We start from the raw sequence: 24,552 nt of genomic DNA on the forward strand, positions 1-24,552 counted from the left end.
TTTTTAGGGATAAAATGAGGCCGGCTTCAGAAACTGATTCAGCTTCCCGTAAGGCTGGATCGGCTGCTTGCATTGCCCCGTCGAAGCTTGGTTCAAAATTCCAGGCGCAGCTGCGGCAATTGATCAATAAGAATCATTGTCGCCATCACGCCTTTGCGCTTGAAATGATGTCATACATTGGACATAGAGCTTAGCGCAGAACTCCGGTCCCGGCCTTCTGCCCGTTTCAACCTTGTAGGACCGATATTATGGCCTTCCTTGCCGATGCCCTTTCCCGTGTGAAGCCTTCAGCCACCATCGCCGTCGCTCAGAAAGCGCGCGAGCTGAAAGCCAAAGGACGTGACGTGATCGGGCTAGGTGCCGGTGAGCCGGATTTCGATACGCCGGATAATATCAAGGAAGCGGCAATCGATGCGATCCGCCGCGGCGAAACCAAGTACACGCCGATTTCCGGCATTCCGGAACTGCGTAAGGCGATTGCCGCCAAGTTCAAGCGCGAGAACAATCTCGACTACACTTGGGAACAGACGATCGTCGGTACCGGCGGCAAGCACATTCTGTTCAACGCCTTCATGGCGACGCTGAATGCCGGCGACGAAGTGATCATCCCGACACCCTATTGGGTTTCCTATCCCGAGATCGTCGCCCTTTGCGGCGGCACGCCGGTGTTCGTTGCGACGACGCAGGAGAATAATTTCAAGCTTCAGCCCGCCGATCTCGAAAAGGCGATCACGCCGAAGACCAAGTGGTTCATGTTCAACTCGCCGTCCAACCCGTCGGGCGCTGCCTATACGCATGACGAGCTGAAGGGGCTGACGGACGTGCTCGTCAAGCATCCGCATGTCTGGGTGCTGACCGACGACATGTACGAGCATCTGACCTATGGCGACTTCAAGTTTGCCACGCCGGTCGAAGTCGAGCCGTCGCTGTATGACCGCACGCTGACGATGAACGGCGTGTCCAAGGCCTATGCCATGACCGGCTGGCGTATCGGCTATGCGGCCGGCCCGATCCAGCTCATCAAGGCGATGGACATGATCCAGGGCCAGCAGACTTCGGGTACGACCTCGATTGCCCAGTGGGCAGCCGTTGAAGCGCTCAACGGTACGCAAGATTTCATTCCGAAGAACAAGAAGATCTTCGAAGGCCGCCGCGATCTCGTCGTATCCATGCTGAACCAGGCCAAGGGCATTTCCTGCCCGGTCCCGGAAGGGGCCTTCTACGTCTATCCGTCATGCAAGGGCCTGATCGGCAAGACCGCTCCGTCGGGCAAGGTTATCGAGAATGATGAGGACTTCGTCACGGAGCTCCTGGAATCGGAGGGCGTAGCCGTCGTTCATGGCTCGGCCTTCGGTCTTGGGCCGAACTTCCGCATTTCCTATGCGACGTCTGAAGAGCTGCTCGAAGAAGCTTGCCGCCGTATCCAGCGCTTCTGCGCAGCCTGCAAGTAATCGGCGGCATCAGCCCCATTCGAAGAGCTCGCCAGAGATGGCGGGCTTTTTTGTTGTCTCGTTTTCACTTCAACGTGCTGCGAAAATGATTCCGCTTTTGCCGCCAAGTCGCTGATTTCAGATTCAAAGTCCGATCGCGGTCAGCATGATGAAGGTGGCGAAGAGGATGAAATGCGTCATGCCCTCGATGGCGTTCGTCTCACCGTCATTGAGGTTGATGGCTGCTGCAATCAGCGTGATCGCAACCATCACCGTCTGAACCGGCGACATGGCCATGATGAACGGTTGGCCGGTATAGAGCGCGATACCCTCCATGACCGGCACCGTAAGAATGACCGTCGAGAGAGAGGCGCCCATGGCGATGTTGACGGTTGCCTGCATGCGGTTGCGCAAAGCTGCCCTCAGAGCGGTCAGGATTTCCGGTGCGGCAGAGATCGCGGCAACCACGATCGCGGTCACGGCTACGGGAGCGCCACTGTCGCGCAGGCCCTCGCTCATGAAGCCTGACATGAATTCGGCGAGCGCGCCGATGATGACCACGCCGATGAGAATGATTGCGATCGAGGTCGAGACCGATCCCTCCTCGTGGTGGTGTTTGTCGGGATGTTCCTTCTGCCGCTCCGAGCGCGGATAGCTGTAGGAGAAGAAGTAGCTGTGCTGACCGACCTGCATGCGCAGGAAGAGGCCGTAGAGGGCGATCATCGCGATGATGGTGAAGCCGGAATAATAGTGCCATTTGTCCCTGGGCACGAATTCCGGCACGATCATCGAGATGCCCATGGCCGTCAGGATCATCACGCCATAGGTCTTGCCGGAATTGTCGTTATACGGCTGCTCACCGTGTTTCAGGCCGCCGAGGAGGGCGGCGAGGCCGAGGATGCCGTTGATGTCGAGCATGAGCGCCGAATAGATGGTGTCGCGCACCAGCGTAGGCGAGGTTTCCTCGCCGCCCATCATGATGGCGAGGATGATGACTTCGACGGCGACGGCAGAAAGTGTCAGGATCATCGTGCCATAGGGGTCGCCAACCTTGACGGCCAGCAGTTCGGCATGATGGGCGACACGCATGGAGGCGAGCACGATGGTCACGATCAGGGCGGCGGCCGCGACAAGGGCCATCCCCCGGCCGGCCTCCATGACCGAATGTTCCGTCAAATAGGCGATGATCGCGACGACGAACGCCACGATCAAGAATTTTTCTTCCTTAAGATGCGATGTCATACCTGCTACCAGCCGCGATTTTGATTCCTTCGGGACTCTAAGCCGATGATTTTTCTGTGCAAGCGGACTCGCCGCTGATGAAATTTGCAGTCTGTGGCGATTAATGGAATACTGCTTTTCATACGGCAGCCGGAACCCAGATCGCGGCGTCCTCGAAATCTTCTCAAGCGGCCCGCGCTGAACCGGACATGAGCCGGAAGCCTACGGATGCGCAAGGAGAAGAAGAGGAGATATTGCATGGTCAAGGTGGTCTACGAAGTCGTACCGCATGACGGCGGCTGGGCCTACAAGCTTGGAGACGTTTATTCCGAGGCATTTCCGACCCACTCCGAAGCGCTCGAAGCAGCCCGTATCGTTGCAGCCGAACAGCAGGTTGGCGGCGATTCCGCCGAGATCAGCTGGCAGGATGCGCAAGGCAAGTGGCACGAGGAATATGCAGAAGGTGGCGATCGTCCCGAGACCGAAGTCGTGGACGGATTTACCAAGGGCCGTTCGCCCGAGGTTTCCCCGGAGCCCTGATTTCCGCCGGCTTTCCTTCGTCTTCAGCGCGTCGTCAGGCGCGCGTTCCCTTGCATGATTTGATGTAGTTCAGCAGACCCTTGACGAGTGCGTCGAAGGTGACGCGGCAGCGCGGCGAGGTCTTTAGGCTTTCGTGCATGGCGACCCACGTACCGAGCGGGATTTCGAATTCATTTGCCAGAATGTGGATGAGATCGGGATTCGGGCGAGCAAGTCCGGTCTGGCAGATTCCGATGCCTATGCCTGCACGGATAGCCGTGTAATGGGCCAGATGATTGCTGGTGCGGAAGGTTGCAGTGAGTTCGTCAACGGCGGGGTAGCGTTTTCGCATCATGCGGATATAGGCCGTCTGCCGGTCAAAGCCGATGATGCGGTGGGCGGCAAGATCGGCCAGGGTTTGTGGCGTACCGTGGCGTTCCAGATAGCGACGATGGGCATGGAAGCCGAGCGGGATATCGCCGAGGCGACGCACGACCAGCGCATCCTGCTGCGGCTCGGTCATACGCACGGCAATATCCGCTTCCCGGTTCATGAGATCTTCCAGCGTATCGGAAGCAGACAATTCCACCTGCAAACCGGGATGAGCCTCCTGCAGATCGGCAATGATCGGCGGCAGCACTTCCACGCCGACCACTTCGCTGGCGCTGATGCGCACGGTACCTTCGACCTTGTCTCGCCGGCTGGAGGCCGTGCGCAGGAAAGCCGCGGCCGTCGTTGCCAGTGTCTCGGCATAGGGCTGCAGATCGAGCGCCACATCGGTCGGCAGCAGGCCGTTTGAAGAGCGGATGAAAAGCTCTGCTCTGACAGCCTCTTCGAGCGCATCGATATGGCGCCCGATCGTGGGCTGCGTCAGGCCGAGTTCGCGAGCGGCGGCAGAGAGCGATCCGTGGCGCAGCACGGTGAGGAAGGAACGGTAGAAATCCCAACTCGGTTCTATATCCATATATTTATGTATAGCGATGGAACTTATTTCGTCAATTTTGTTTATCTCCCGCTCAGGTCATAGTCGTCTCATCGAACAAGGAGATGATCATGAGCAGCGAATATCAGGACAAGAAACAGGCGCTCGTTCTCGGCGCGACCGGTGGCATCGGCGGCGCGGTTGCCCGCAAGCTGCAGGCACGCGGCTGGACGATCAGGGCGCTCAATCGCAATGCTGCCAAGGCATCCGCGAGCGGGCAGGGCTTCGAGTGGGTGCGGGGAGACGCGATGAATGCAGCCGATGTCCGCAAGGCGGCGGAAGGTGCCGATCTCGTCGTTCACGCCGTCAATCCACCCGGCTATCGCGATTGGGAGAAGCTGGTTCTGCCGATGCTGGATAATACGATTGCCGCGGCTCGCGCCGTCGGGGCGCGCATCCTGCTGCCGGGTACCGTCTATAATTTCGGGCCAGACGCCTTTCCAGTCGTGACGGAAGATAGTCCGCAGCGTCCGGTGACGAAAAAGGGCAACATCCGTGTCGAGATGGAGAAGCGCCTGAAGGCTGCTTCCGAGACCGGAACCGGCGTTATCATCGTCCGCGCAGGCGATTTCTTCGGACCAGGCGCCACCAGCAATAGCTGGTTCTCAGCCGCTTTCGCCACCCCGGGCAAGCCAGTTGATACGATCAGAAATCCGGCGCTGCCCGGTATCGGGCACCATTGGGCCTATCTGCCCGATGTCGCCGAGACGATGGTGCAGCTCGTCGAGCGGGCCGAGCGGCTGCCGGCGTTCGCCTGCTATCACATGAACGGCTTCTGGGATGGCGATGGCCGGCAGATGGCCGAGGCGGTCCGGCGTGTTTCCGGCGGCAAGGCGAAGATCGGCCTCTTCCCTTGGTTCATCGTGCCGTTGCTTGCTCCTTTCATGACGCTGATGCGGGAGATGAAAGAGATGCGCTATCTCTGGAAAGTGCCGTTGCGCATGAAGAATGACAGGCTGGTGGCCGAACTCGGAACCGAGCCGCATACGCCGATCGACGAGGCCGTGCGTGCGACTTTGATAGCGCAGGACTCGCTGCCGGAGATGCATGGCTCGGCAGTGCCTCTCGCCAAGGCTCTAAATGCAGATTAGGCAAGCTCTGCGAGCGCGATACGGGCGACCGTCAGAGGCTTTTCCGCGGAGGCATGGTCGCCATCTTCAAGAAACCAGGCGGACGAGAGGCCGGAATAGGCGGCGATCCACTTCAACAGCCTTGACGGCTCGATATCCGCTTCCTTGGAGACGATCGGAAGCTGACGCTGGAGGCGTTTGGGATCCGTCGTCGTCGGCAGATCTTCATTAGCGAAGATATTGGCAAAGTCATAGCCGCGTTCGCCATAGATCCGCTTGGGATCGATCGCCAGCCAGCCTCGGTCGCCGAAATCGAGGATGTTGCGGTGATGGATGTCGCCGTGCAGTATGCTGAGCTGCTGTGGCGCAGCGAGCAGGGTGCTTGCTATCTTCCAGCAATCGGTAAAGGTGCCGCCATGGTTACGTGCTGCCGGCTCCAGACCGCGGAACCAGCGCTCAAGCGTTGGCGAATCGTGAAGAGGCGTGGGGCGTGGCGCGTGCAACCTTGCTGCAGTGCGCACCATGATGCGGCTTGCCTCATCGTCCTCGCCGTTCAGCGCCATTTCCAGCAGTGAGTATTTGTCCACTGCACGCTCCAGAAGGATAGCGTCATTTTCCTGCGCATAAACGCGGGCGGCGCCGTCGCCATCCCACCATTTCATCAGCAAGGCGCCTTCGCGCTCGCTGCTGTCGGTTGCGACTTTCAGCATGGCCGGTTTGTCCTGCCAGGTGACCGGCAGGAGGCGGCTTGAATGGGTGATGATCGGTTCGCCGTCCGATGTCAGCGACCAGCGTTCGAGATAGGGCGAGAACATGGGCCTATGCTAGCGGCAATGCCCTGAAATGGAAATCCCGCCGGATGGCGGGATTTCTGTTTGCTGAAAATGATCAGGCGACCTTTTCGAGGGTCGGATAATCGACATAGCCTTTTGCGTTACCACCATAGAAAGTGGATTGATCCGGCGTGTTGAGCGCCAGGTTCTTTTCCAGTCGCTCGACGAGATCCGGATTGGAGATGAAGGGCTTGCCGAAGGCAACGAGATCGGCGCAGCCGCTTTCGACGGCTTCGATCGCCATGTCTCTGTTGTAGCCGTTGTTGACCATCCAGGCAGCCTTGCCGCCTGCCTTCTCATAGGCTGCGCGCAGTGCTTTGTAATCGAAGGACGGGTTGTCGCCCTGGCGATAATCGCGCTCGCCACCGGTCTGGCCTTCAACGATGTGAATATAAGCGAGATCGTACTTTGCGAGGCCTTCTACGACATGCGTGAAGAGCGCCTGCGGGTTGGAATCATAGGATTCGCCCGAGGGGGTGACCGGCGAAATGCGGATTGCGGTGCGACGGGCGCCGATTTCCCTTGTTACCGCTTCGACGACCTGGAAGGTGAAGCGAGCGCGGTTTTCGATCGAGCCGCCATATTCGTCGGTGCGGTCGTTGACGCCGTCGCGCATGAACTGGTCGAGCAGGTAACCATTGGCGCCGTGGATTTCGACACCGTCGAAGCCTGCGTCGATCGCTGCGCGTGCGGCCTTTCGGTAATCCTCGACGATCCCGGGAATCTCGAAAGTTTCGAGCGCGCGCGGCTCGGAGGTGTCGGTAAAGGCGCCAGTGCCGTCAGGGTTGACGAGATAGGTCTTGGCCTTGGCGATGCGGTTGGTCGAGGAGACCGGCTTACCGCCGTTCGGCTGCAATTCGGTGTGGGAGATACGGCCGACATGCCACATCTGCACGACGATCTTGCCGCCTTCGGCGTGAACGGCGTCCGTCACTCGCTTCCAGCCATCGAGGGCTTCCTTGCTGTAGAGGCCGGGAACGTTGGCATAACCTTGGCCCTGATGCGTGATGGCGGTTGCTTCGGTGATGATGAGGCCGGCCGTAGCGCGCTGGCGATAATATTCGACGTTGAGATCGTTCGGGATCGCGCCCGGTGAACGATTCCGGGTGAGCGGCGCCATGACGATATGGTTCTTCAGAGCGATATCGCCGATCTGCGTTGGCTGGAAAAGCTTGCCCATAAAAGGTCCTTTCTGCTTGGAGGATCACTCGGCGGCAGTGGGAGCAGTCTGCACCCGACCGGAGAGATAGGTGAGTGCCGTGGCGGCAAGGCCGATCAGGGCCATGGCAGCTCCGGCGAGGGGAACGCGGTCAAGATTGAACCCGGCATCGATGACTATGCCGCCGACCCAGGCGCCCAGCGCATTGCCAGTATTGAACGCGCCGATGTTGATGGTCGAGACGAGGTTCGGAGCATCCTTGCCGAAGCTGACGACACCGACCTGCAGGGCGGGAACCGCGGCGAAAGTTGCGGCTGCCCACAGGAACAGGGTGATCTCGGCGGGGATGAAGAAGCGGCTCGTATAGAAGAAGATCGCCGAGGTCAGCGCGATCGCTGCGAATACGCCGGCGAGTGTCGTGCCGAGGCGCCAGTCGGCGAGCTTGCCGCCGATCAAGTTTCCGACCGTGAGGCCGATGCCGATCAGGAACAGTGTCCAGGTGACGCCTTCTGGTGAGATGCCCGTCACATCACGCAGCAGCGGGGCGATGTAAGTGAAGAGAGTGAACATCGAGGCTGAGAAGAAGACGGTGACCGACAGCGCCATCCAGAGGCGTGCGTTCCTCAATGCCGCGATCTCGCGCAGCATGCTGCTTGGCTTTTCCTGTCTATCCCGTGGCAGGATGGCGATCAGGCCCGCAATAGTGATGACGCCGATCGCAGTGACCACCCAGAAGGTGGAGCGCCAGCCGAAAGCCTGGCCGATGGCGGTGCCGAGAGGCACCCCGAGCACGTTTGCGAGCGTCAGGCCGGTGAACATCAGGGCGACGGCGCGGGCCTTGCGATCCTCGCTGACGAGATTGGCGGCAACAACCGAGCCGATGCCGAAGAAGGCGCCATGGCAAAGGGCCGTGACAATGCGGGCGATCATCAGTACCCAGTAGTTCGGGGCGATGGCGCAAAGCAGGTTGCCGGCAATGAAGAAGGCCATCAGCATGATAAGGGCGGAGCGACGCTTCAGCTTGGCGGTCGAGACTGCCATGATGGGAGCGCCGAGCGCGACAGCCAGCGCATAACCTGTGACCAGCCAGCCCGCCTGAGGGATCGTGACGGAGAGATCGGCTGCGACTTCGGGCAGGAGGCCCATGATGACGAATTCGGTGGTGCCTATCGCAAAAGAGCTCAAGGCGAGAACGACCAGGGCAAGGGGCATGGTTTAAAGATCCTGCGTTAGCTGCTGGAGGAAGGCAGCGATCGTTTCTTCGTTACGCTTGTAGAAGATCCACTGACCGACGCGCTTGCTGGTGACGAGGCCGGCGCGGTGAAGGGTGCCGAGATGGGCGGAAACGGTGGATTGGGAGAGGCCGCAGCGTTCGAACTGGCTGGCGCAGACGCCCATCTCAAATGGATGCTCCTGCGTCGGAAAATGTTCTTCCGGGTTCTTCAGCCAGTTGAGGATGTCCATTCGGGCTGGATTGGCCAGCGCTTTGAGAATCTCGTCTTTGTCCATCGTCTTTCATCGAACTATAAATCGAATTTTTTCGATATATGGTTCGAAGATTTTCGATATGCAAATCACGGAGGCGTGAGGGGCGGCGCTTTTCATTCCGCTTAAAGTTTAAGCAAAAAAAGAGGGCCGCTGGAAAACCAGGGCCCTATAAGTGTGAAGGTCAAAAAAACCTCCAGAGGGGAACAGCCAACGCGGTGGCACTGGGAGAGAAGCCACGAAATGCATCAGCTGAAGTTGATATGGTGCTTCTTTGTGCAGCTTTCAATAGTTTTTTGTGCATGTCAGCCATGCACTGCACAAAAATATTCCGCATTGCGGTATCTGCCGATAAAGTTCAGGCAAAGAAGCATAATTCGGGCAAAAAAAGAGGGCCACCGGAAAAACCAGGGCCCTTATAAGTGTGAAGGTCAAAAACCTCCAGAGGGGAACAGCTAATGCGGTGGAACTGGGAGGAAAAGCCACCGTGTGCATCAGCTATGTGCGATATGGTGCTTTAATGAGCAAACGGCAACCCTTTTTTGTGCATGTCAGTCATGCATGGGCTGCATGATTTGAAATTCATTCTATAAAAATGGAAATCAGAAGTTCCAATTGCGGGCCTTGCTGACGATGAAATCGCGGAAGGCTTTCAGCTTGGCGGCATTCTTGATCTCGTCCGGATAGCAGAAATAAGTATCGAAGGAGGGGACGTCGGCGTTGATCGCAAGCTGGATCAGACCCGGGTCGCGGCCGACGATATAGTCGGGCAGGCAGGCGATGCCGATGCCGAGCAGGCATGCGCGCTTGATCGACGTCTGGCTGTTGATCTGCAGATGTGGAATGCGCTTGTTATCCGACGAGCGGCCGGCGATTTCCAGCCAGTTGACGTCGAGCAGATAACTCGGCGCCGGTTCGCCGAAGGTGATGATGCGGTGGTTGTCGAGATCCTCCATCGTCTGCGGCTCGCCATGGCGGTTGATGTAGGAGGGAGCCGCGTAGACGTGCATATGCACGGTGAAGAGCTTGCGCTGGATGAGGTCGGACTGCTGCGGCTGGCGAAGGCGAATGGCGCAATCGGCATGGCGCATGTTCACATCCACTTCCTCGTTGTCGAGGATGAGCTGGATCTGGACGTCAGGATAGAGCTGCAGAAATTCCTGGATCTTGTCGGTCAGCCAGCCCTGGCCGAGGCCGACGGTGGTTGTGACGCGCAGCTTGCCGGACGGCGTTTCCGTCGTCTCGGTCAGCTGCATCTTCACGGTTTCGAGCTTCAGCAGCACGTCATGCGCGGTACGGTAAAGCAGCTCACCCTGCTCGGTGAGGATCAGGCCGCGCGCATGGCGGTGGAAGAGCTTTGTGCCCACATCCTGCTCGAGCGCGCTGACCTGACGGCTGATGGCCGACTGGGACAGATGCAGCTTGTCGGCCGCATGCGTAAACGATCCGGCTTCGGCAGCTGCGTGGAAAATACGCAGCTTATCCCAGTCCAATGGCATTCCCCCACCCCTCATGCCACGATTACTCCGCTGCTACGGCAACGGGCATATGGCCCGTCAGATAACGTTCTGCCTCGAGGGCGGCCATGCATCCCATGCCTGCGGCAGTGATCGCCTGGCGGAACGTGTCGTCCGTCACGTCGCCTGCGGCATAGACTCCCTCCAGGCTGGTCGCAGTCGAATCCGGTGCTGTCCAGAGATAGCCATTGTCCTTCAGCTTCAGCTTGCCCTTGAAAAGTTCGGTTGCCGGCGCGTGGCCGATTGCCACGAAGACGCCGTCAATGGCGACATCGGTGAAGGCGCCGGTGCGCGTATCGCGCAGGCGGGCGCCGGAAACGGACGGCGGCATGGGGGGCTTTGCCGGCGTACCCGTGATTTCGGCGACCTCAGTGTTCCAGAGAACCTTGACGTTCTCCTTGGCGAAGAGACGTTCCTGCAGGATTTTTTCCGCGCGGAATTCATCTCGGCGATGCACGACGGTGACGGACTTCGCGATGTTGGAGAGATAAAGCGCTTCCTCGACCGCGCTGTTGCCGCCGCCGACCACGATCACATCCTTGTTACGATAGAAGAAGCCGTCGCAGGTGGCGCAGGCAGAGACACCGAACCCCTGGAAATGCTGCTCGCTTTCGATGCCTAGCCACTTTGCCTTGGCGCCGGTCGCGATAATCAGCGTATCGGCGGTCCAGACCTGGCCGCTATCGGTGCGGGCGATGAAGGGGCGCTGATTGAGGTCGACTTCGGTCACGAGGTCGTTGACGATTTCGGCACCGACATGCTGGGCCTGCTGCAGCATCTGATCCATCAGCCAAGGGCCCTGAATCGGATCGGCAAAGCCCGGATAGTTCTCGACATCGGTGGTGATCATGAGCTGGCCGCCCTGCTCCAGACCGGCGATCAAAACCGGTTTCAGCATGGCGCGCGCGGCATAGACCGCTGCCGTATAGCCGGCAGGTCCGGAACCGACGATGAGCACCTTGGTATGGCGGGCAGACATAGAATTTCCTTTCGACTGGCAGGATGCGGCGGCTAAGAGGCGAATGAGGCCGTTTCGCGATCCCTGCGCCATTTATGAACGACCAATGCTTTTATTCAAGGGCAGCCTTGCATTACCAACAAGGCAAATGCAGCCGCTGTGCAAGATTCCGTCATCCGACTGAAACTTTCTTGCGTATTCCGTGGCTTTATATAGAAGCTGCCCGCGGGGAATTAAAGAAAGGCCTAAGCGTGGTTCGCGCTGAACTTGACGTTATCGACATAAAGATATTGCGGGAACTGCAGGCAGACGGCCGCATGACCAATGTGGAGCTTGCCGACCGGGTGGGAATTTCTGCGCCCCCTTGCCTGCGCCGGGTGCGCAAGCTCGAAGAGGCCGGCGTCATCGAAGGCTACCATGCGATGCTGAACAGCCCGAAGCTCGGGCTCGATCTCGTCGCCTTCTGCATGGTCGGCCTGAAGCACCAGTCGGAAGCCAATCTGAAGGCCTTTGCCGCCGCCACCGCCGAGTGGCCGCTGGTGCGTCAGGCATGGATGGTATCCGGCGACAGCGATTTCCTGCTGCATTGCGTGGCTCAGAACCTTACCCGCTTCCAGGACTTCGTCATCGAAGTGCTGACCGCCAACGAGCATGTCGATACCGTTCGCACCATGCTGACGATCCGTCAGGTGAAGAAGCTCGGGCTGGTCGAACTCTAGAAGCATTTCCAGGAAAAGTGTGAAGCAGTTTTCCGTCCGGAATGCTGGTGAGGACAGTTTATTCGCGCCAGGCCTTGCTCAGCCATTCCGTGTTGCCGATGCGGCGATACCATTTCTGCCCACCGCCTTCGAAAACCTCGCTCATTTTCGGATTGCCGGCGAAGACCACGATCTTTGCTTCCGGCGGCAGTTCGGGATCGCGCCAGAAGCTCCTGATATGGCGGGGCACGCAGGCGTTCTTGAAGCTCACGCACCATTCGCGCGGCCAGTATTGCAGGTGTCCATGCGCTTCCAGCTGCGCGCTCTGAAACTGCTGGGAGATCTCGTATTTTGACATGGCGGCCATCGGATCGGCGACATAGGCGTCCAGAATATAGGCGTGCGCGCCGATCTCATAGCGGAAGACCGAACTGTTGCCGACCGAGGCCAGGAATTTGTCGCGAGAAGGGTTGATCTTGCGCAGCGGCTTCGGGCGGAAGAGATCGTCGTCGCGGATGATGAGGAACTTGCCGGGGTGCTGGAAAAGCGGTTCCAGATCATCGACGATGACGAGGTCGAGATCGAGGAAGAGGCCAATGCCCTTGAGATCGGCAAGCTCGCGGCGGAAAAGTGCAAGTTTCTGCCAGCGACGGTCCTTGGATCCGGCCGGCAGACCGAGCTCGGGCAGAGGGAGGGTTTCGATACCCTCGTCAAGGCCTGCCGCGTTGTCGGTGAAGCAGACGAAACGATGCGGGCGCTTCAGGTGCCGTTTGACGCCTCGGTAGAGGTTGTTGACATATTCGGGGCCATAGAGCGTTCCCCATTTCATGCAGAGCACGTTGACCAAGTTTTCGTTGTTGTTTGCGGTCGACATCTATGTGTCTCTACCTTCGCTGTATGGTCCGCCGCGATTGCCCGACGAACGGGCTTACGTTCCGAGGAGCTGCTGGTAAATGCGGTTGATCGCCATTGCTTCCTTTTCCAGCGCGAAATTTTCCCGCACGTGCCGCAGGGCCGTTTCGCCCTGTGCTGATGTCAGCGCAGGATCGGCAAGATAGGTAGCAATCGCTGCCGTAAGCGCGTCGCCATCGCCCGGCGGCACAATAATTCCATTCTCTCCGGTGACTATCATTTCCGCATAGGCACCGGCGTCGGATGCCACTACCGGTGTTTTCGAGGCCATGGCCTCAAGCGGTGTCAGGCCGAAACCCTCGTTGCGAGATGGGGCGACATAGAGTGTCAGGCGGCGGTACCAGATCTTGATATCGGGTACTTCGCCAATGAAGACGATCCGATCGGTGAGGCCGGCGGCAGCGATATCGGCCTTCAGCTTGTCGGCAAATGCGGTATGTTCAGGCGTGACGCGACCGGAAATGACAGCGGTCCAGTCCGGATGCTGCGGCAAAAGCGCAATCATTGCCCGAACGAAGAGGTCGGTGCCCTTCTGGTGGCGGACGCGGCCGAAGCAGCCGACGAGATAGCGGCCAGGCAGGCCAGTTGCGGCGATCGTATCGTCAGGCCCTTCGGGCGGATGAAAAAGCTCAAGATCGACGCCGTGCTGGATAACCGTATGCGGCACCTTGAGGAAGGAGCCAGAGCGGCTGCTGGTTGCGATCACGGCATCCATCCGGCGGATGAGCCAGCGCGTGTAAGACGTGTGACGACGCTGGGCAGCCGAGGTGAAGACGAGCTTCAGCGGCATGCGCAACACCTGGCGCAGAAGGATGCCCGTCGCCATTTCATTGTTGCGGCGCGCGTGCCAGACACGATGGCGATGTCCGGCCGGCGGGCGCCAGAGGCCGGCGAGCTGCGGCCATTTCAAGCGCGGAAGTTCCGGCGGGAGGCCAGGGCCGAAGGCAGCGATCCTGACCCCTAGCCGAATCTGACAGGGGATAAGCTGGACGATCGTGGACGTGACGCCGGAGAGCCGGCGTTTCAGATTGGGCGCGATGATCTCGACGTCACGGGTATCCGGCACTGGCTGCTCTTTTTAAGAGAGGTGCGGGCGATCAGCCCCAGGAAACGGAAAGGATTTCGTAAGCCTTCGAACCGCCGGGCGCGATGACTTCGATGGAGTCGCCGACTTCCTTGCCGATCAGCGCACGGGCGATCGGGGAGGAGATGGAGATGCGGCCCTGCTTCACGTCGGCTTCCTGATCGCCGACGATCTGGTAGGTTCGTTCCTCTTCGGTGTCCTCGTCGACGAGCTTCACCTTGGCGCCGAACTTGACCTTGTCGCCCGACATTTTGCTGAGGTCGATGACTTCGGCGCGTGCCGTCAAGTCTTCGAGCTCGGTGATGCGGCCTTCATTGTGGCTCTGCGCTTCCTTGGCGGCATGGTACTCGGCATTTTCGGAGAGGTCGCCATGAGCACGCGCTTCCGCAATTGCCTCGATGATTCGCGGGCGCTCTTCCTGCTGACGCCAGCGCAGTTCTTCCTGCAGCTTGACGAAACCACCCTGTGTCATCGGTACCTTATCAACCATTTTTTCGTCCTTCTCTCCCTGTATCCGCAGTTCGCGCAGACACAAAAGAAAACAGGTCCCGAAGGGGAACTTCGGAACCGTGTTACAATCCTAGTTCGTTGCTTATAGCAGATCGACCCGCGCAATTTCCATAAAATTCGTAACGATGCTTTTTACATCCCGTTGAAGTGCCTGCTTTTGAAGGAAAGTTGCATGGAGAACTAATTCTTCATCTTGATTTTGCCGAAGTGAACATTTAGTGAACATATTATGAAGAAGTCGCTTAAGGAACGATTGGCGATCCTCTCCGACGCCGCAAAGTATGATGCCTCCTGCGCCTCCAGCGGTACCATCAAACGGGATTCGGCAGGCTCCGGCGGATTGGGTTCGACCGAGGGTTCAGGCATCTGCCATGCCTATGCGCCGGATGGCCGATGCATCTCGCTTCTGAAAATCCTGCTCACCAATTTCTGCATCTACGATTGTGCCTATTGCATCAACCGATCGTCGAGCAATGTCGAACGCGCCCGTTTCACGCCGGAGGAAGTCGTCTGGTTGACGCTGGAGTTTTACCGGCGCAACTATATCGAGGGACTTTTTCTCTCCTCCGGCATCATCCGCTCTTCCGATCACACGATGGAGGAGATGGTGCGGATTGTGCGGGAGCTGCGGATCTCGCATAATTTCCGCGGCTATATCCATCTGAAGTCCATTCCCGAGGCTTCGCCGCATCTGATTGAAGAGGCGGGGCTTTATGCGGACCGTCTGTCGCTCAACATTGAACTTCCCACCGACAGCGGCATCAGGCGGTTCGCGCCCGAGAAAAAGCCGGCCAGCATCCGCCGCTCGATGGGCGATCTCCGGCTGAAGATCGAGGCGGCCCAGGAGCCGACGCTGCAGACGAAGAAGCGTAAGCGCTTCGTGCCGGCAGGCCAGAGCACGCAGATGATCGTGGGTGCCGATGGGGCCAATGATGCAACGATTTTGTCGACCAGCGGCCAGCTCTACAGCAGCTATGGCTTGAAGCGAGTCTACTATTCCGCCTTCAGCCCGATACCGGACAGTTCGAAGAACCTGCCGCTCATCAGGCCACCGCTGATGCGCGAGCACCGGCTCTATCAGGCCGACTGGCTCTATCGTTTTTATGGGTTCGGCATCGATGAGATCACTGCAACGCAGGAGGGAGGCATGCTGGATCTCAATCTCGATCCCAAGCTCGCCTGGGCGCTCGGCCATCGAGGCGACTTTCCTGTCGACGTCAACCGCGCCGATCGTGAGAAGCTGTTGCGCGTGCCAGGGCTTGGCACGAAGTCGGTGAAGGCGATCCTGACCGAGCGGCGGCAACGCCGGCTACGGCTCGAGGATCTGTCGCGGCTTGGCGTTTCCATCCGCAAAGTGCAGGCCTTCGTCAGCGCCGAGGGCTGGACGCCGCATCGGCTTGTCGACCGGCCGGATTTGCGCGCCATGTTCGAACCGCAGCCCGAACAATTGTCCTTGTTATGATGCGCCGCGTGGTTCTGGAGGGCAGGGGGAATTTTGAGGAGTGGCGCAGGGCGGCCCGCGCCTTCGCTGCGGCCGGAATTCTGCCTGATGAGATCGACTGGCACGAAAAGAGCCGCGAGCCCGGCTTTGCCTTCCAGCGCGATGCCTTGCCGCCCGATCCGTCCGCCGGCGCCGGGCAGATGAGCGTTCCGGCTGATTTCATGGCATTGGCCGAGGCGGTGATCTGCCATAGCGATCCCAGGCGCTTTTCGCTGCTCTACAGCCTGCTCTGGCGGCTGCAGGAAAACCGCGACCTGCTGGATCTGGCCTCTGACGAAGAAGTATCGCGGGCGCGACTGATGCAGAAGAGCGTGCATCGCGATGCGCACAAGATGACGGCCTTCGTGCGTTTCAAGGAGCTCGCGGCTCCTGCTGGCGGGCGGCGAAAGTTCATCGCGTGGTTCGAGCCGGACCACTATATCGTCGCCCGCAAGGCGCCCTTCTTCCAGCGCCGCTTCACCGATATGGACTGGCTGATCGCAACGCCCAAGGGCTCGGCTGCCTGGGACGGTGAGCGGCTGACGCTAAGCAGTGCGCCGTGTGAGAAGCCCGATATCAGTGATGCGACCGACGATCTTTGGCGCATCTACTATGCCAGCATCTTCAATCCTGCACGGCTGAAAGTGAAAGCGATGCAGGCCGAGATGCCGAAGAAATACTGGAAGAACCTGCCAGAGGCCGATCTCATTCCGGGGCTGATCGCCGATGCCGAGGCGAAGATGCTCTCTATGGCCGAGCGGGAGGCAACAACGCCGCTGCCGTATCACCGCAGGATACAGGAAGCGGCTGCCCGCATTCCGGCTCCGAAGCTGGCGCCGGCCGGGACGCTGGAGGCGTTGCGACAGGAAGCGGCCACTTGCAGCCAATGCCCGCTACATGCGAAGGCGACGCAGACCGTGTTCGGCGAGGGGCCCGCCGACGCGGAGATCGTGTTTGTCGGCGAGCAACCGGGCGATCAAGAGGATCTTGCCGGACGTCCCTTCGTAGGCCCGGCCGGTAAGGTCTTTGATGAAGCGATCGCGCAGGCGGGAATCAATCGATCGAGGCTCTATATCACCAACGCCGTGAAGCATTTCAAATACGAGCCGCGCGGCAAGCGGCGTATCCACCAGAAGCCCAATCTCGGCGAAGTGCAGCATTGCCGCTGGTGGCTCAAGCGGGAGCTCGATCTCATAAAGCCGAAGCTGATCGTGGCGATGGGGGCGACAGCGCTCTACTCATTGACCGGCGAGAAGCAGAAGCTGGAGGGGCTGCGCGGACGTCCGATTGCGATGGAAGAGGGGCGGTTGCTTTTCGTGACGGTGCACCCCTCCTATTTGCTGCGGATCCCGGATGAGCAGAGGAAAGCGCAGGAGCTTGCCCGGTTCCGGCAAGACATGAATCTGATCAGGGGGTTGACGGCCTGAGTGCAGAAATTGATTCAGCGCGTTGGATCATTGTCGACGATAGTCGCGATGGGCTGCTCCCATCAGGGAGCAGCTGAGATCGAGATATGAGCAGAACCAGGAGGCAAGACCTCTTTGTTAAGGATCAGAAGTAGCTCTGCAGCGGGCGGACTTCGAGGTTGCCGGCCTTGAGTGCCTTGATCGCTTGGGCGGCGGCTTCGGCGCCGGCCATCGTGGTGTAGTAGGGCACCTTCTGCATCAGCGTGGCGCGGCGCAGCGACTTGGAGTCCGAGATCGCCTTATTGCCGTCGGTCGTATTGATGACGAGCTGGACCTGGCGGTTGCGGATGGCATCCTCGATGTGCGGACGACCTTCCAGAACCTTGTTGATCTTGGCCGCCTCGATGCCGTTTTCGCCAAGGAAACGAGCGGTGCCGCCTGTTGCCAGCACCTTGAAGCCCTGTTCGACGAGGATGCGGATCGCCGGCAGAACGCGAGGCTTGTCGGCATCGCGTACGGAGACGAAGACGGTGCCTTCACGCGGCAGTTCGACGCCGGCGCCGAGCTGCGACTTGGCAAAGGCCAGCGCGAAATCGCTGTCGAGGCCGATCACTTCGCCGGTGGAGCGCATTTCCGGGCCGAGCAGCGTATCGACGCCCGGGAAGCGGGCAAAGGGGAAGACGGCTTCCTTGACGGCGATGTGCTTGAGCGCCCGCGGATCGGGCTTATTGCCGTAGGCGGCGAAGGTCGCGTCCAGCTTTTCGCCGGCCATGACGCGGGCCGCGATCTTGGCAATCGGCGCGCCGATGGTCTTGGCGACGAAGGGAACCGTACGGGAGGCGCGCGGATTGACTTCTAGCACGTAGACCGTGCCGTCCTTGATGGCGAACTGAACATTCATCAGGCCGCCGACATTCAGCGCCGTTGCCATGGCCTTGGCCTGGCGCTCCAGTTCGTCGAGCATCTCGCGAGACAATGTGCGCGGCGGCAGCGAGCAGGCGCTGTCACCGGAGTGGATGCCGGCTTCTTCGATATGTTCCATGATGCCGGCGACATAGACATCGGTGCCGTCCGAGAGGCAGTCAACGTCGACTTCGATGGCGTTTGTCAGGTAGCTGTCGAAGAGGAGTGGGTTCTTGCCAAGCAGCGTGTTGATCTGGCCGGTCTTGTCGTTCGGATAGCGTGCCTTGATATCCTCGGGCACGAGTTCCGGAACCGTGTCGAGCAGATAGGTTTGCAGCTGGCTCTCGGCATGGATGATCTGCATGGCGCGGCCGCCGAGCACGTAAGACGGGCGAACGACGAGAGGGAAGCCGATTTCGGCGGCAACGAGACGGGCCTGCTCGACCGAGTAGGCAATACCGTTGTTGGGCTGGTTGAGGTCGAGCTTCATCAGAAGCTTCTGGAAGCGGTCGCGGTCTTCGGCAAGGTCGATCGCGTCGGGCGCAGTGCCGAGGATCGGGATGCCGTTCTTTTCCAGCGCTTCTGCAAGCTTCAGCGGCGTCTGGCCGCCGAACTGGACGATGACGCCGACGACTTCGCCCTTTTCCTGCTCGGCGCGCAGGATTTCGATTACGTCTTCTGCCGTCAGCGGCTCGAAATAGAGGCGATCGGACGTGTCGTAATCGGTCGAAACCGTTTCCGGATTGCAGTTGATCATGATCGCTTCATAGCCGGCATCCTTCAGTGCGAAGGCGGCATGGCAGCAGCAATAGTCGAATTCGATACCCTGGCCGATGCGGTTCGGACCGCCGCCGAGGATGACGATCTTCTTGCGGTCGGAGACTTGAGCTTCGGAGCGGGCGGCGCCGACAAAAGGCGTCTCATAGGTCGAGTACATATAGGCCGTCGGCGAGGCGAATTCGGCGGCGCAAGTGTCGATGCGCTTGAAGACCGGGCGGACGTTGAGCGAGTTGCGAAGCTCTGCCACTTCCTTTGGGCGCTTGCCGGTCAGTGTTGCAAGGCGAGCGTCGGAGAAGCCCATGGCCTTCAGCATGCGCAGGTTGGCGGCATCGGTCGGCAGGCCGTGCTCGCGGATGCGAGCTTCCATGTCGATGATGTTCTTGAGCTGGGCGATGAACCACGGGTCGATCTTGCAGCCTTCATGCACCTCTTCAATGCTGAGGCCCATGCGCAGCGCCTGAGCGACCATGCGCAGGCGGTCCGGCGTCGGCGTGCCGATGGCGGCGCGGATGGCGTTGTGGCTGGATTCGCCTTCTTCGGAATCAGGGACTTCGATTTCGTCGAGGCCGGTCAGGCCGGTTTCGAGGCCGCGCAGCGCCTTCTGCAGAGATTCCGCAAAGGTGCGGCCGATCGCCATGACTTCACCGACCGACTTCATGGCTGTGGTCAGCACCGGCGAGGCGCCGGGGAATTTTTCGAAGGCGAAGCGCGGGATCTTGGTGACGACATAGTCGATCGACGGTTCGAAAGAAGCAGGCGTCGCGCCGCCGGTAATGTCGTTTTCGAGTTCGTCGAGCGTGTAGCCAATGGCGAGCTTGGCAGCGACCTTGGCGATCGGGAAGCCGGTGGCCTTCGAAGCGAGCGCAGAGGAGCGCGACACGCGCGGGTTCATTTCGATGACGACGAGGCGACCGTCCTTGGGATTGACGGCGAACTGCACGTTCGAGCCGCCGGTCTCCACGCCGATCTCGCGCAGCACCGCAATCGAGGCGTTGCGCATGATCTGATATTCCTTGTCCGTCAGCGTCAAGGCAGGTGCAACCGTGATCGAGTCGCCGGTATGGACGCCCATCGGATCGATGTTTTCGATCGAGCAGATGATGATGCAATTGTCCGCCTTGTCGCGGACGACCTCCATCTCATACTCCTTCCAACCGAGCACCGATTCTTCGATCAGCACTTCGGTCGTCGGCGAGGCATCGAGACCGCCGCCGACGATTTCGAAGAATTCCGAGCGGTTGTAGGCGATTCCGCCGCCGGTGCCGCCGAGCGTGAAGGACGGACGGATAATGGCGGGCAGGCCGACATGATCGAGCGCCTGGGCGGCGATCGCCATGGCATGGTTCATGTAGCGCTGCTTGCGATCGCTCTCGCCGAGGTTCCACTGGTTTTCCAGTTCGTCCAGCGCCTTGTCGAGATCCGCGCCGGAGAGACTTTCGCGCAGCTTGGTGCGCTCGGCCTCATGAGTCTTGCGGTCGAGATCCTTGATGTCCGTGGCGTTCGCCAGCATGGAGCGCGGGGTTTCGAGGCCGATTTTGGCCATGGCCTCGCGGAAGAGCGCGCGGTCTTCGGCCTTGTCGATGGCGGCAGGCTTGGCGCCGATCATCTCGACATTGTAGCGGTCGAGCACACCCATACGCTTCAGCGAAAGCGCGGTATTCAGCGCCGTCTGGCCGCCCATGGTCGGCAGTAGCGCATCCGGGCGCTCCTTGGCGATGATTTTGGCGACGACTTCAGGGGTAATCGGCTCGACGTAAGTTGCATCGGCGAGGCCCGGATCGGTCATGATCGTGGCCGGGTTGGAGTTGACGAGGATGACGCGGTAGCCTTCCTCCTTCAGCGCCTTGCAGGCCTGGGTGCCGGAATAGTCGAATTCGCAAGCCTGGCCAATGACGATCGGTCCCGCGCCGATGATGAGGATCGATTTGATGTCTTGGCGCTTCGGCATGGGCGATATCCGTTTCTAGCTGCGCAAAAAGCCGGCCAGGGTGGGAGGTCACCAGGTCGGGTCGCGCATTGAGGGTCTTTTCAGGCTAGAAGCGGCTTATAGGCAAATGTTTTTGCAAACGGAACCCCATAAATCATGGAATCGACAGGAATCCGGATCGGCTTTTGAAAGCCTATTGCCTCGCGGGTATCACCAGCGCGCGAATCTCGCCATTCGGCGCCGGATTGGTGATCACCTCCGGGGCCTGTTCCAGTGTGATCCGGCGCGAAATCAGCGGCTCGACTTTGATCGCACCCGAGGCGATGAGATCTGTAGCCCGCTGGTGCGTGAACGGATTGATGAAAGAGCCGATGAGACTCACTTCCCGGAAGAGCAGATCGAAGGGCTCGATCTCGATTTTCGAGCCTTGCGGCATGACGCCGAGGATGACGGCCGTGCCGCCGCTCTTTGCAAGCCTCGGCGCCTGCATCATCGTTTCCGGCACACCGGCGCATTCGAAGACGATGTCCGCGCCACCGGGCAGCATCCCGCCGTCATCGATGATCCTGAAGACATCCGAATGTGAAGGGTCGAAGGTGGTTGTCGCGCCAAGCTTTTCGGCAAGTGCCCGTTTCTCGGCATTGCGGGTAACGAGAAGAACGCGCGTCGCGCCGGCGAGCCGGGCAAGCTGAATGGTCAGCAGGCCGATCACGCCACCGCCGAGCACGATGACGGAAGAGCCGGTCTTTATATTGGCGAGATCGACGCCATGCAGGCAGCAGGCGAGTGGCTCGCAAAAGGCGCCATGCAACGGATCGAGCTCAAGGGGCAGTTCAAAAGCCTGTTTCTGCGGTACGATGACATAATCGGCAAAACCGCCATCGCGGTGAATGCCGATCGCTCGTAGGTTCCGGCAGAGATTGACGCGGCCATTGTGGCATTGCTCGCAACGGCCGCAAGCGATGTTCGGATCGCAGGTCACGCGCATGCCGGGCTGGAAGCCGATGACTTCGGGGCCGACGGTTTCGATGATGCCGGCGAATTCGTGGCCAAGCGTCAGCGGCGGGCGGGAAGGGAATTCGCCGTGAAAGAGATGTCGATCGGTGCCGCAGATACCGCAGGCCTCTATGCGGACAAGCAGGTCGCCCGGTCCAGGCTCCGGCTTTTCAACCTCGCGCAGGAACAATTTTCCAGTCGCTTCCAAGCGCACGGCTTTCATCGGCAGTTTCCTCCAGGTCTCCTCACCACTCAGGAAGGGGGAAAGCAGGAGTCAGGTCAAGCATTTGCTGGTATTTCTTCAGCCGAAGCGGCGGCGAACCTGCTCAACAAAGCTGCGGCTGACCGGGATCTGCGTGCCATCGCGCATAAGGATGAGAATCTTGCCGTTATCGCGTTTCAGCGACGCGACATGAGCGTCGGCGACCCAATGCGACCGGTGGACCTGAAGGCCGGGCGTCCCTCCAATTTCGCGGAGCGCATCGGAAAAACGCAGCAGCACGAGCTCGCGGCCGCGGCTTGTTACGACCTCCGTGTAGTGATCCTTCACGGAGAGACGCAGGAGGGTGCCGCGATTCTGCGGCTTCAGGCGATCGAGGATTGAGGTTGATAGACGGAGTTCCGCTGTTCCCTGTTCGATCTGGCGATGCATCGTGAGATAGGTGAGGAAGCAGAAGAGGGCGCAGAGCGGTAGTGCGAAGACGGCTCTGTAAAGGCTGCTGTCAATCGAGATCGGATCGCCCATGAAGGCATAGTCGACGAGACCGATTGCAAAGCCGATCGGCAAGGCTGCGACCAGCGAGCCGATCATCATGCGCCAGAACATCCGGTCCAGCGACTTGCGCAGCAGGGCGTCGGCGAAGACCGAAAACAGAATGGCAATCGACCACGCGACGGCGTGCAGGATCAACCAGTAGGCGAAGCGCTTGCCGGTCGGCATGCTTTCCATCGTGCCGTACGGGCCGGTCACCACGAAGATCAGGACGATGGCTAGAAAGGTTCCCCAGAAGCGCGGAGAGCGCCAAAAGACATGCAATTCGCGAAGCGTGGATTGCAAGGATGAGTGATCCACGAAGTTTTCCTGCCGTTTACGCCATCTTTGTTGAAAGGAATGCAGTCATGCCGGAAACAAGGGGCGAATTCAACCGGAGCCGACCATGAGCCTCGAGCCACTGTTCAATGCGCCTCTTGCCATTCAGATCCATGTTCTCGCCGTCGTGCCGGCAGCAATCCTTGGCGCTTATCTGCTCGCCTGGCCGAAGGGGACGCCGAGGCACCGGCTGCTCGGCAAGTTCTGGATGGCGCTAATGGTCATGACGGCGCTCTCGAGCTTCTTCATCCATCGCATCAATCTGGCCTATGGCTTCAGCCCGATCCACCTACTTTCCGTCATGGTGCTTGTCGGAAGCTGGCGGGCTATTCTTGCTGCGCGGCGGCACGACATACGCACGCATCTCCGGGTCGTATCGGGCATGTATTTCGGCGGTATCGTCGTTGCCGGCCTTGCCACGCTGCTGCCGGGTCGGTTGATGAATGCCGTCGCCTTCTCCGGCAACGGTTGGGTGGGCTTAGCGGTGCTCGGGCTGGTTGCCGCCGCGACCGTCGGCACCATCCGATTTCGGCCGCGGCGCAGCCGGGCGGCGTGAGGAAGCGGCTGGAATTAACCCTCGCACCGGATATATAACTGACTCCTGAGAGCATGCTTGAGCGCATCGCCGGGGAGATCGAAGATGGAATGGAAAGGACGGCGTCAGTCCGACAATATCGAGGATCGTCGCGGCGATCCGTCCGGTGGCGGCGATTCCTTTGGCCGCGGCGGCGGCTTCAGCTTCCCGTCGGGCGGCGGCGTTGGCCGTCGCGGTGGCGGGCTCAGCATCGGCACGATCATCTTCCTCGTCGTCATCTACCTGATCTTCAAGGCGATGGGCATCGACCTGATTCAGGTGATGGATGGCGGCGGCCAGATAGGCGGCTCCGGCTATTCGCAGAGCGAATCCTCTTCGCAGGCGCCCGCCAATGACGAGATGACCGCCTTCGTGCGCACGGTTCTCGCCGAAACCGAAGATACCTGGCACGGCATCTTTCAGTCGCAGGGCAAGGATTATGAGGAACCGCGCCTCGTTCTCTTCTCCGGGCAGACACAGTCGGCCTGCGGATTTGCCTCTGCCGCCACCGGGCCCTTCTATTGTCCCGGTGATCACAAGGTCTATCTCGACACGGCCTTCTTCCAGCAGCTTTCCGACCAGTTCGGCGCATCCGGCGATTTCGCCGAAGCCTATGTGGTTGCCCATGAGGTCGGCCATCATGTGCAGAACCTGCTCGGCATTCTGCCGAAATTCAACGAGGCCCGTCAGCGCATGAGCGAGGCTGACGCCAACAAGATGTCGGTGCGGGTCGAGCTGCAAGCGGATTGCTTTGCAGGTATCTGGGGCAAGTTTACGCAGCAGAAAGGCATTCTCGACCCTGGCGATCTGGAGGAAGCGCTGAACGCCGCCCAGCAGATCGGCGACGATACGCTGCAGAAGCGTTCGCAGGGCTATGTCGTTCCGGAAAGTTTCAATCACGGTACGTCGGCACAGCGCGTGCGCTGGTTCAAGCGCGGCTTCGACAGCGGCCAGCTTTCGGCCTGCGATACATTCTCCAATCCGATCTGAACGCGTGTCCGGCGCCCAACCTGAAGGG

Annotated in this window: 22 protein-coding genes; 8 read left to right on the forward strand and 14 right to left on the reverse strand. The window is 59.9% G+C overall.

Annotated elements, in window-relative coordinates:
* The first annotated feature begins 248 nt into the window (after nucleotides 1-248).
* Nucleotides 249-1,451 carry a pyridoxal phosphate-dependent aminotransferase gene (locus EV281_RS13905; RefSeq protein WP_132653679.1) on the forward strand — a complete coding sequence of 401 codons (1,203 nt, stop codon included), beginning with the start codon at nucleotides 249-251 and terminating at the stop codon, nucleotides 1,449-1,451.
* A 123-nt stretch (nucleotides 1,452-1,574) separates the two neighbouring features.
* Here the strand turns inward: EV281_RS13905 and EV281_RS13910 are convergent, their stop codons facing one another.
* A complete protein-coding gene (locus EV281_RS13910; RefSeq protein WP_132653680.1) occupies nucleotides 1,575-2,672 on the reverse strand; it encodes a calcium:proton antiporter in 1,098 nt (365 codons plus the stop codon).
* A 237-nt stretch (nucleotides 2,673-2,909) separates the two neighbouring features.
* Between EV281_RS13910 and EV281_RS13915 the strand changes: the two genes are divergently transcribed.
* A complete protein-coding gene (locus EV281_RS13915; RefSeq protein ID WP_132653681.1) occupies nucleotides 2,910-3,191 on the forward strand; it encodes a DUF2188 domain-containing protein in 282 nt (93 codons plus the stop codon).
* Nucleotides 3,192-3,225: 34 nt separating this feature from the next.
* Here EV281_RS13915 and EV281_RS13920 read toward each other — a convergent pair whose 3' ends face one another.
* Nucleotides 3,226-4,134, reverse strand: a complete 909-nt coding sequence (locus EV281_RS13920; protein ID WP_132653682.1) for a LysR family transcriptional regulator — start codon at nucleotides 4,132-4,134, stop codon at nucleotides 3,226-3,228.
* 89 nt (nucleotides 4,135-4,223) lie between these two features.
* Between EV281_RS13920 and EV281_RS13925 the strand changes: the two genes are divergently transcribed.
* On the forward strand, nucleotides 4,224-5,243 hold the full coding sequence (locus EV281_RS13925) for an NAD(P)H-binding protein (RefSeq protein WP_132653683.1): 1,020 nt from the start codon (nucleotides 4,224-4,226) through the stop codon (nucleotides 5,241-5,243).
* Here the strand turns inward: EV281_RS13925 and EV281_RS13930 are convergent.
* The 6 genes from EV281_RS13930 to trxB all read right to left on the reverse strand — a co-directional run bounded on the left by EV281_RS13930 (nucleotide 5,240) and on the right by trxB (nucleotide 11,195).
* Nucleotides 5,240-6,037 (reverse strand): aminoglycoside phosphotransferase family protein, encoded by a 798-nt coding sequence (locus EV281_RS13930; protein WP_132653684.1) that lies wholly within the window; start codon nucleotides 6,035-6,037, stop codon nucleotides 5,240-5,242. The genes EV281_RS13925 and EV281_RS13930 overlap by 4 nt on opposite strands.
* Before the next feature lie 73 nt (nucleotides 6,038-6,110).
* On the reverse strand, nucleotides 6,111-7,235 hold the full coding sequence (locus tag EV281_RS13935; protein WP_132653685.1) for an alkene reductase: 1,125 nt from the start codon (nucleotides 7,233-7,235) through the stop codon (nucleotides 6,111-6,113).
* Between the two features lie 24 nt (nucleotides 7,236-7,259).
* Nucleotides 7,260-8,426: an MFS transporter gene (locus EV281_RS13940; RefSeq protein WP_132653686.1), complete on the reverse strand. Its 1,167-nt coding sequence runs from the start codon at nucleotides 8,424-8,426 to the stop codon at nucleotides 7,260-7,262.
* 3 nt (nucleotides 8,427-8,429) lie between these two features.
* Complete coding sequence (locus EV281_RS13945) at nucleotides 8,430-8,723, reverse strand: metalloregulator ArsR/SmtB family transcription factor (RefSeq protein ID WP_113325116.1); 294 nt, start codon at nucleotides 8,721-8,723, stop codon at nucleotides 8,430-8,432.
* Between the two features lie 578 nt (nucleotides 8,724-9,301).
* Nucleotides 9,302-10,198: a LysR family transcriptional regulator VtlR gene (locus EV281_RS13950; RefSeq protein WP_132653687.1), complete on the reverse strand. Its 897-nt coding sequence runs from the start codon at nucleotides 10,196-10,198 to the stop codon at nucleotides 9,302-9,304.
* A gap of 22 nt (nucleotides 10,199-10,220) precedes the next feature.
* Entirely contained in the window at nucleotides 10,221-11,195 is a 975-nt protein-coding gene (gene trxB / locus EV281_RS13955) for a thioredoxin-disulfide reductase (RefSeq protein WP_132653688.1), read from the reverse strand.
* A gap of 230 nt (nucleotides 11,196-11,425) precedes the next feature.
* On the opposite strand from trxB, the gene EV281_RS13960 reads away from it, so the two are divergent.
* Nucleotides 11,426-11,893 (forward strand): Lrp/AsnC family transcriptional regulator, encoded by a 468-nt coding sequence (locus tag EV281_RS13960; RefSeq protein WP_112564538.1) that lies wholly within the window; start codon nucleotides 11,426-11,428, stop codon nucleotides 11,891-11,893.
* 58 nt (nucleotides 11,894-11,951) lie between these two features.
* Here EV281_RS13960 and EV281_RS13965 read toward each other — a convergent pair whose 3' ends face one another.
* The 3 genes from EV281_RS13965 to greA are packed head-to-tail and all read right to left on the reverse strand — an operon-like array spanning nucleotide 11,952 to nucleotide 14,358.
* A complete protein-coding gene (locus tag EV281_RS13965; protein ID WP_132653689.1) occupies nucleotides 11,952-12,746 on the reverse strand; it encodes a hypothetical protein in 795 nt (264 codons plus the stop codon).
* A 54-nt stretch (nucleotides 12,747-12,800) separates the two neighbouring features.
* On the reverse strand, nucleotides 12,801-13,850 hold the full coding sequence (locus tag EV281_RS13970) for a glycosyltransferase family 4 protein (protein WP_132653690.1): 1,050 nt from the start codon (nucleotides 13,848-13,850) through the stop codon (nucleotides 12,801-12,803).
* 31 nt (nucleotides 13,851-13,881) lie between these two features.
* Nucleotides 13,882-14,358, reverse strand: coding sequence for a transcription elongation factor GreA (gene greA / locus EV281_RS13975; RefSeq protein ID WP_132653691.1), 477 nt, complete (start codon nucleotides 14,356-14,358; stop codon nucleotides 13,882-13,884).
* A gap of 249 nt (nucleotides 14,359-14,607) precedes the next feature.
* Between greA and EV281_RS13980 the strand changes: the two genes are divergently transcribed.
* Together EV281_RS13980 and EV281_RS13985 are read left to right on the forward strand one after the other, a co-directional pair.
* On the forward strand, nucleotides 14,608-15,840 hold the full coding sequence (locus EV281_RS13980; protein ID WP_132653692.1) for a putative DNA modification/repair radical SAM protein: 1,233 nt from the start codon (nucleotides 14,608-14,610) through the stop codon (nucleotides 15,838-15,840).
* A complete protein-coding gene (locus EV281_RS13985; protein WP_132654302.1) occupies nucleotides 15,840-17,285 on the forward strand; it encodes a UdgX family uracil-DNA binding protein in 1,446 nt (481 codons plus the stop codon). Before EV281_RS13980 ends, EV281_RS13985 begins: the two co-directional genes overlap by 1 nt.
* Before the next feature lie 124 nt (nucleotides 17,286-17,409).
* On the opposite strand, the gene carB is transcribed toward EV281_RS13985, so the two are convergent.
* The 3 genes from carB to EV281_RS14000 form a co-directional block, all read right to left on the reverse strand.
* Entirely contained in the window at nucleotides 17,410-20,895 is a 3,486-nt protein-coding gene (gene carB / locus EV281_RS13990; RefSeq protein WP_132653693.1) for a carbamoyl-phosphate synthase large subunit, read from the reverse strand.
* 172 nt (nucleotides 20,896-21,067) lie between these two features.
* A complete protein-coding gene (locus EV281_RS13995) occupies nucleotides 21,068-22,093 on the reverse strand; it encodes a zinc-dependent alcohol dehydrogenase family protein (protein ID WP_132653694.1) in 1,026 nt (341 codons plus the stop codon).
* A gap of 78 nt (nucleotides 22,094-22,171) precedes the next feature.
* Entirely contained in the window at nucleotides 22,172-22,942 is a 771-nt protein-coding gene (locus EV281_RS14000; RefSeq protein WP_132653695.1) for a LytTR family DNA-binding domain-containing protein, read from the reverse strand.
* An 85-nt stretch (nucleotides 22,943-23,027) separates the two neighbouring features.
* Here EV281_RS14000 and EV281_RS14005 point away from each other — a divergent pair, with 85 nt between their 5' ends.
* Together EV281_RS14005 and EV281_RS14010 are read left to right on the forward strand one after the other, a co-directional pair.
* A complete protein-coding gene (locus tag EV281_RS14005) occupies nucleotides 23,028-23,516 on the forward strand; it encodes a DUF2306 domain-containing protein (RefSeq protein WP_132653696.1) in 489 nt (162 codons plus the stop codon).
* An 84-nt stretch (nucleotides 23,517-23,600) separates the two neighbouring features.
* A complete protein-coding gene (locus tag EV281_RS14010; protein WP_132653697.1) occupies nucleotides 23,601-24,524 on the forward strand; it encodes a neutral zinc metallopeptidase in 924 nt (307 codons plus the stop codon).
* The last annotated feature ends 28 nt before the right edge of the window (nucleotides 24,525-24,552 follow it).

The organism is Rhizobium sp. BK418 (genome assembly GCF_004341105.1).
In the GTDB taxonomy this organism is placed as follows: Bacteria; Pseudomonadota; Alphaproteobacteria; order Rhizobiales; family Rhizobiaceae; genus Rhizobium.

What these genes read in the sequence shown, in the direction of transcription:
- EV281_RS13905 (WP_132653679.1), top strand. Translation starts at nt 249, where the DNA reads ATGGCCTTCCTTGCCGATGCCCTTTCCCGTGTGAAGCCTTCAGCCACC.
- EV281_RS13910 (WP_132653680.1), bottom strand. Translation starts at nt 2,672, where the DNA reads ATGACATCGCATCTTAAGGAAGAAAAATTCTTGATCGTGGCGTTCGTC.
- EV281_RS13915 (WP_132653681.1), top strand. Translation starts at nt 2,910, where the DNA reads ATGGTCAAGGTGGTCTACGAAGTCGTACCGCATGACGGCGGCTGGGCC.
- EV281_RS13920 (WP_132653682.1), bottom strand. Translation starts at nt 4,134, where the DNA reads ATGGATATAGAACCGAGTTGGGATTTCTACCGTTCCTTCCTCACCGTG.
- EV281_RS13925 (WP_132653683.1), top strand. Translation starts at nt 4,224, where the DNA reads ATGAGCAGCGAATATCAGGACAAGAAACAGGCGCTCGTTCTCGGCGCG.
- EV281_RS13930 (WP_132653684.1), bottom strand. Translation starts at nt 6,037, where the DNA reads ATGTTCTCGCCCTATCTCGAACGCTGGTCGCTGACATCGGACGGCGAA.
- EV281_RS13935 (WP_132653685.1), bottom strand. Translation starts at nt 7,235, where the DNA reads ATGGGCAAGCTTTTCCAGCCAACGCAGATCGGCGATATCGCTCTGAAG.
- EV281_RS13940 (WP_132653686.1), bottom strand. Translation starts at nt 8,426, where the DNA reads ATGCCCCTTGCCCTGGTCGTTCTCGCCTTGAGCTCTTTTGCGATAGGC.
- EV281_RS13945 (WP_113325116.1), bottom strand. Translation starts at nt 8,723, where the DNA reads ATGGACAAAGACGAGATTCTCAAAGCGCTGGCCAATCCAGCCCGAATG.
- EV281_RS13950 (WP_132653687.1), bottom strand. Translation starts at nt 10,198, where the DNA reads ATGCCATTGGACTGGGATAAGCTGCGTATTTTCCACGCAGCTGCCGAA.
- trxB (WP_132653688.1), bottom strand. Translation starts at nt 11,195, where the DNA reads ATGTCTGCCCGCCATACCAAGGTGCTCATCGTCGGTTCCGGACCTGCC.
- EV281_RS13965 (WP_132653689.1), bottom strand. Translation starts at nt 12,746, where the DNA reads ATGTCGACCGCAAACAACAACGAAAACTTGGTCAACGTGCTCTGCATG.
- greA (WP_132653691.1), bottom strand. Translation starts at nt 14,358, where the DNA reads ATGGTTGATAAGGTACCGATGACACAGGGTGGTTTCGTCAAGCTGCAG.
- EV281_RS13980 (WP_132653692.1), top strand. Translation starts at nt 14,608, where the DNA reads ATGAAGAAGTCGCTTAAGGAACGATTGGCGATCCTCTCCGACGCCGCA.
- EV281_RS13985 (WP_132654302.1), top strand. Translation starts at nt 15,840, where the DNA reads ATGCGCCGCGTGGTTCTGGAGGGCAGGGGGAATTTTGAGGAGTGGCGC.
- carB (WP_132653693.1), bottom strand. Translation starts at nt 20,895, where the DNA reads ATGCCGAAGCGCCAAGACATCAAATCGATCCTCATCATCGGCGCGGGA.
- EV281_RS13995 (WP_132653694.1), bottom strand. Translation starts at nt 22,093, where the DNA reads ATGAAAGCCGTGCGCTTGGAAGCGACTGGAAAATTGTTCCTGCGCGAG.
- EV281_RS14005 (WP_132653696.1), top strand. Translation starts at nt 23,028, where the DNA reads ATGAGCCTCGAGCCACTGTTCAATGCGCCTCTTGCCATTCAGATCCAT.
- EV281_RS14010 (WP_132653697.1), top strand. Translation starts at nt 23,601, where the DNA reads ATGGAATGGAAAGGACGGCGTCAGTCCGACAATATCGAGGATCGTCGC.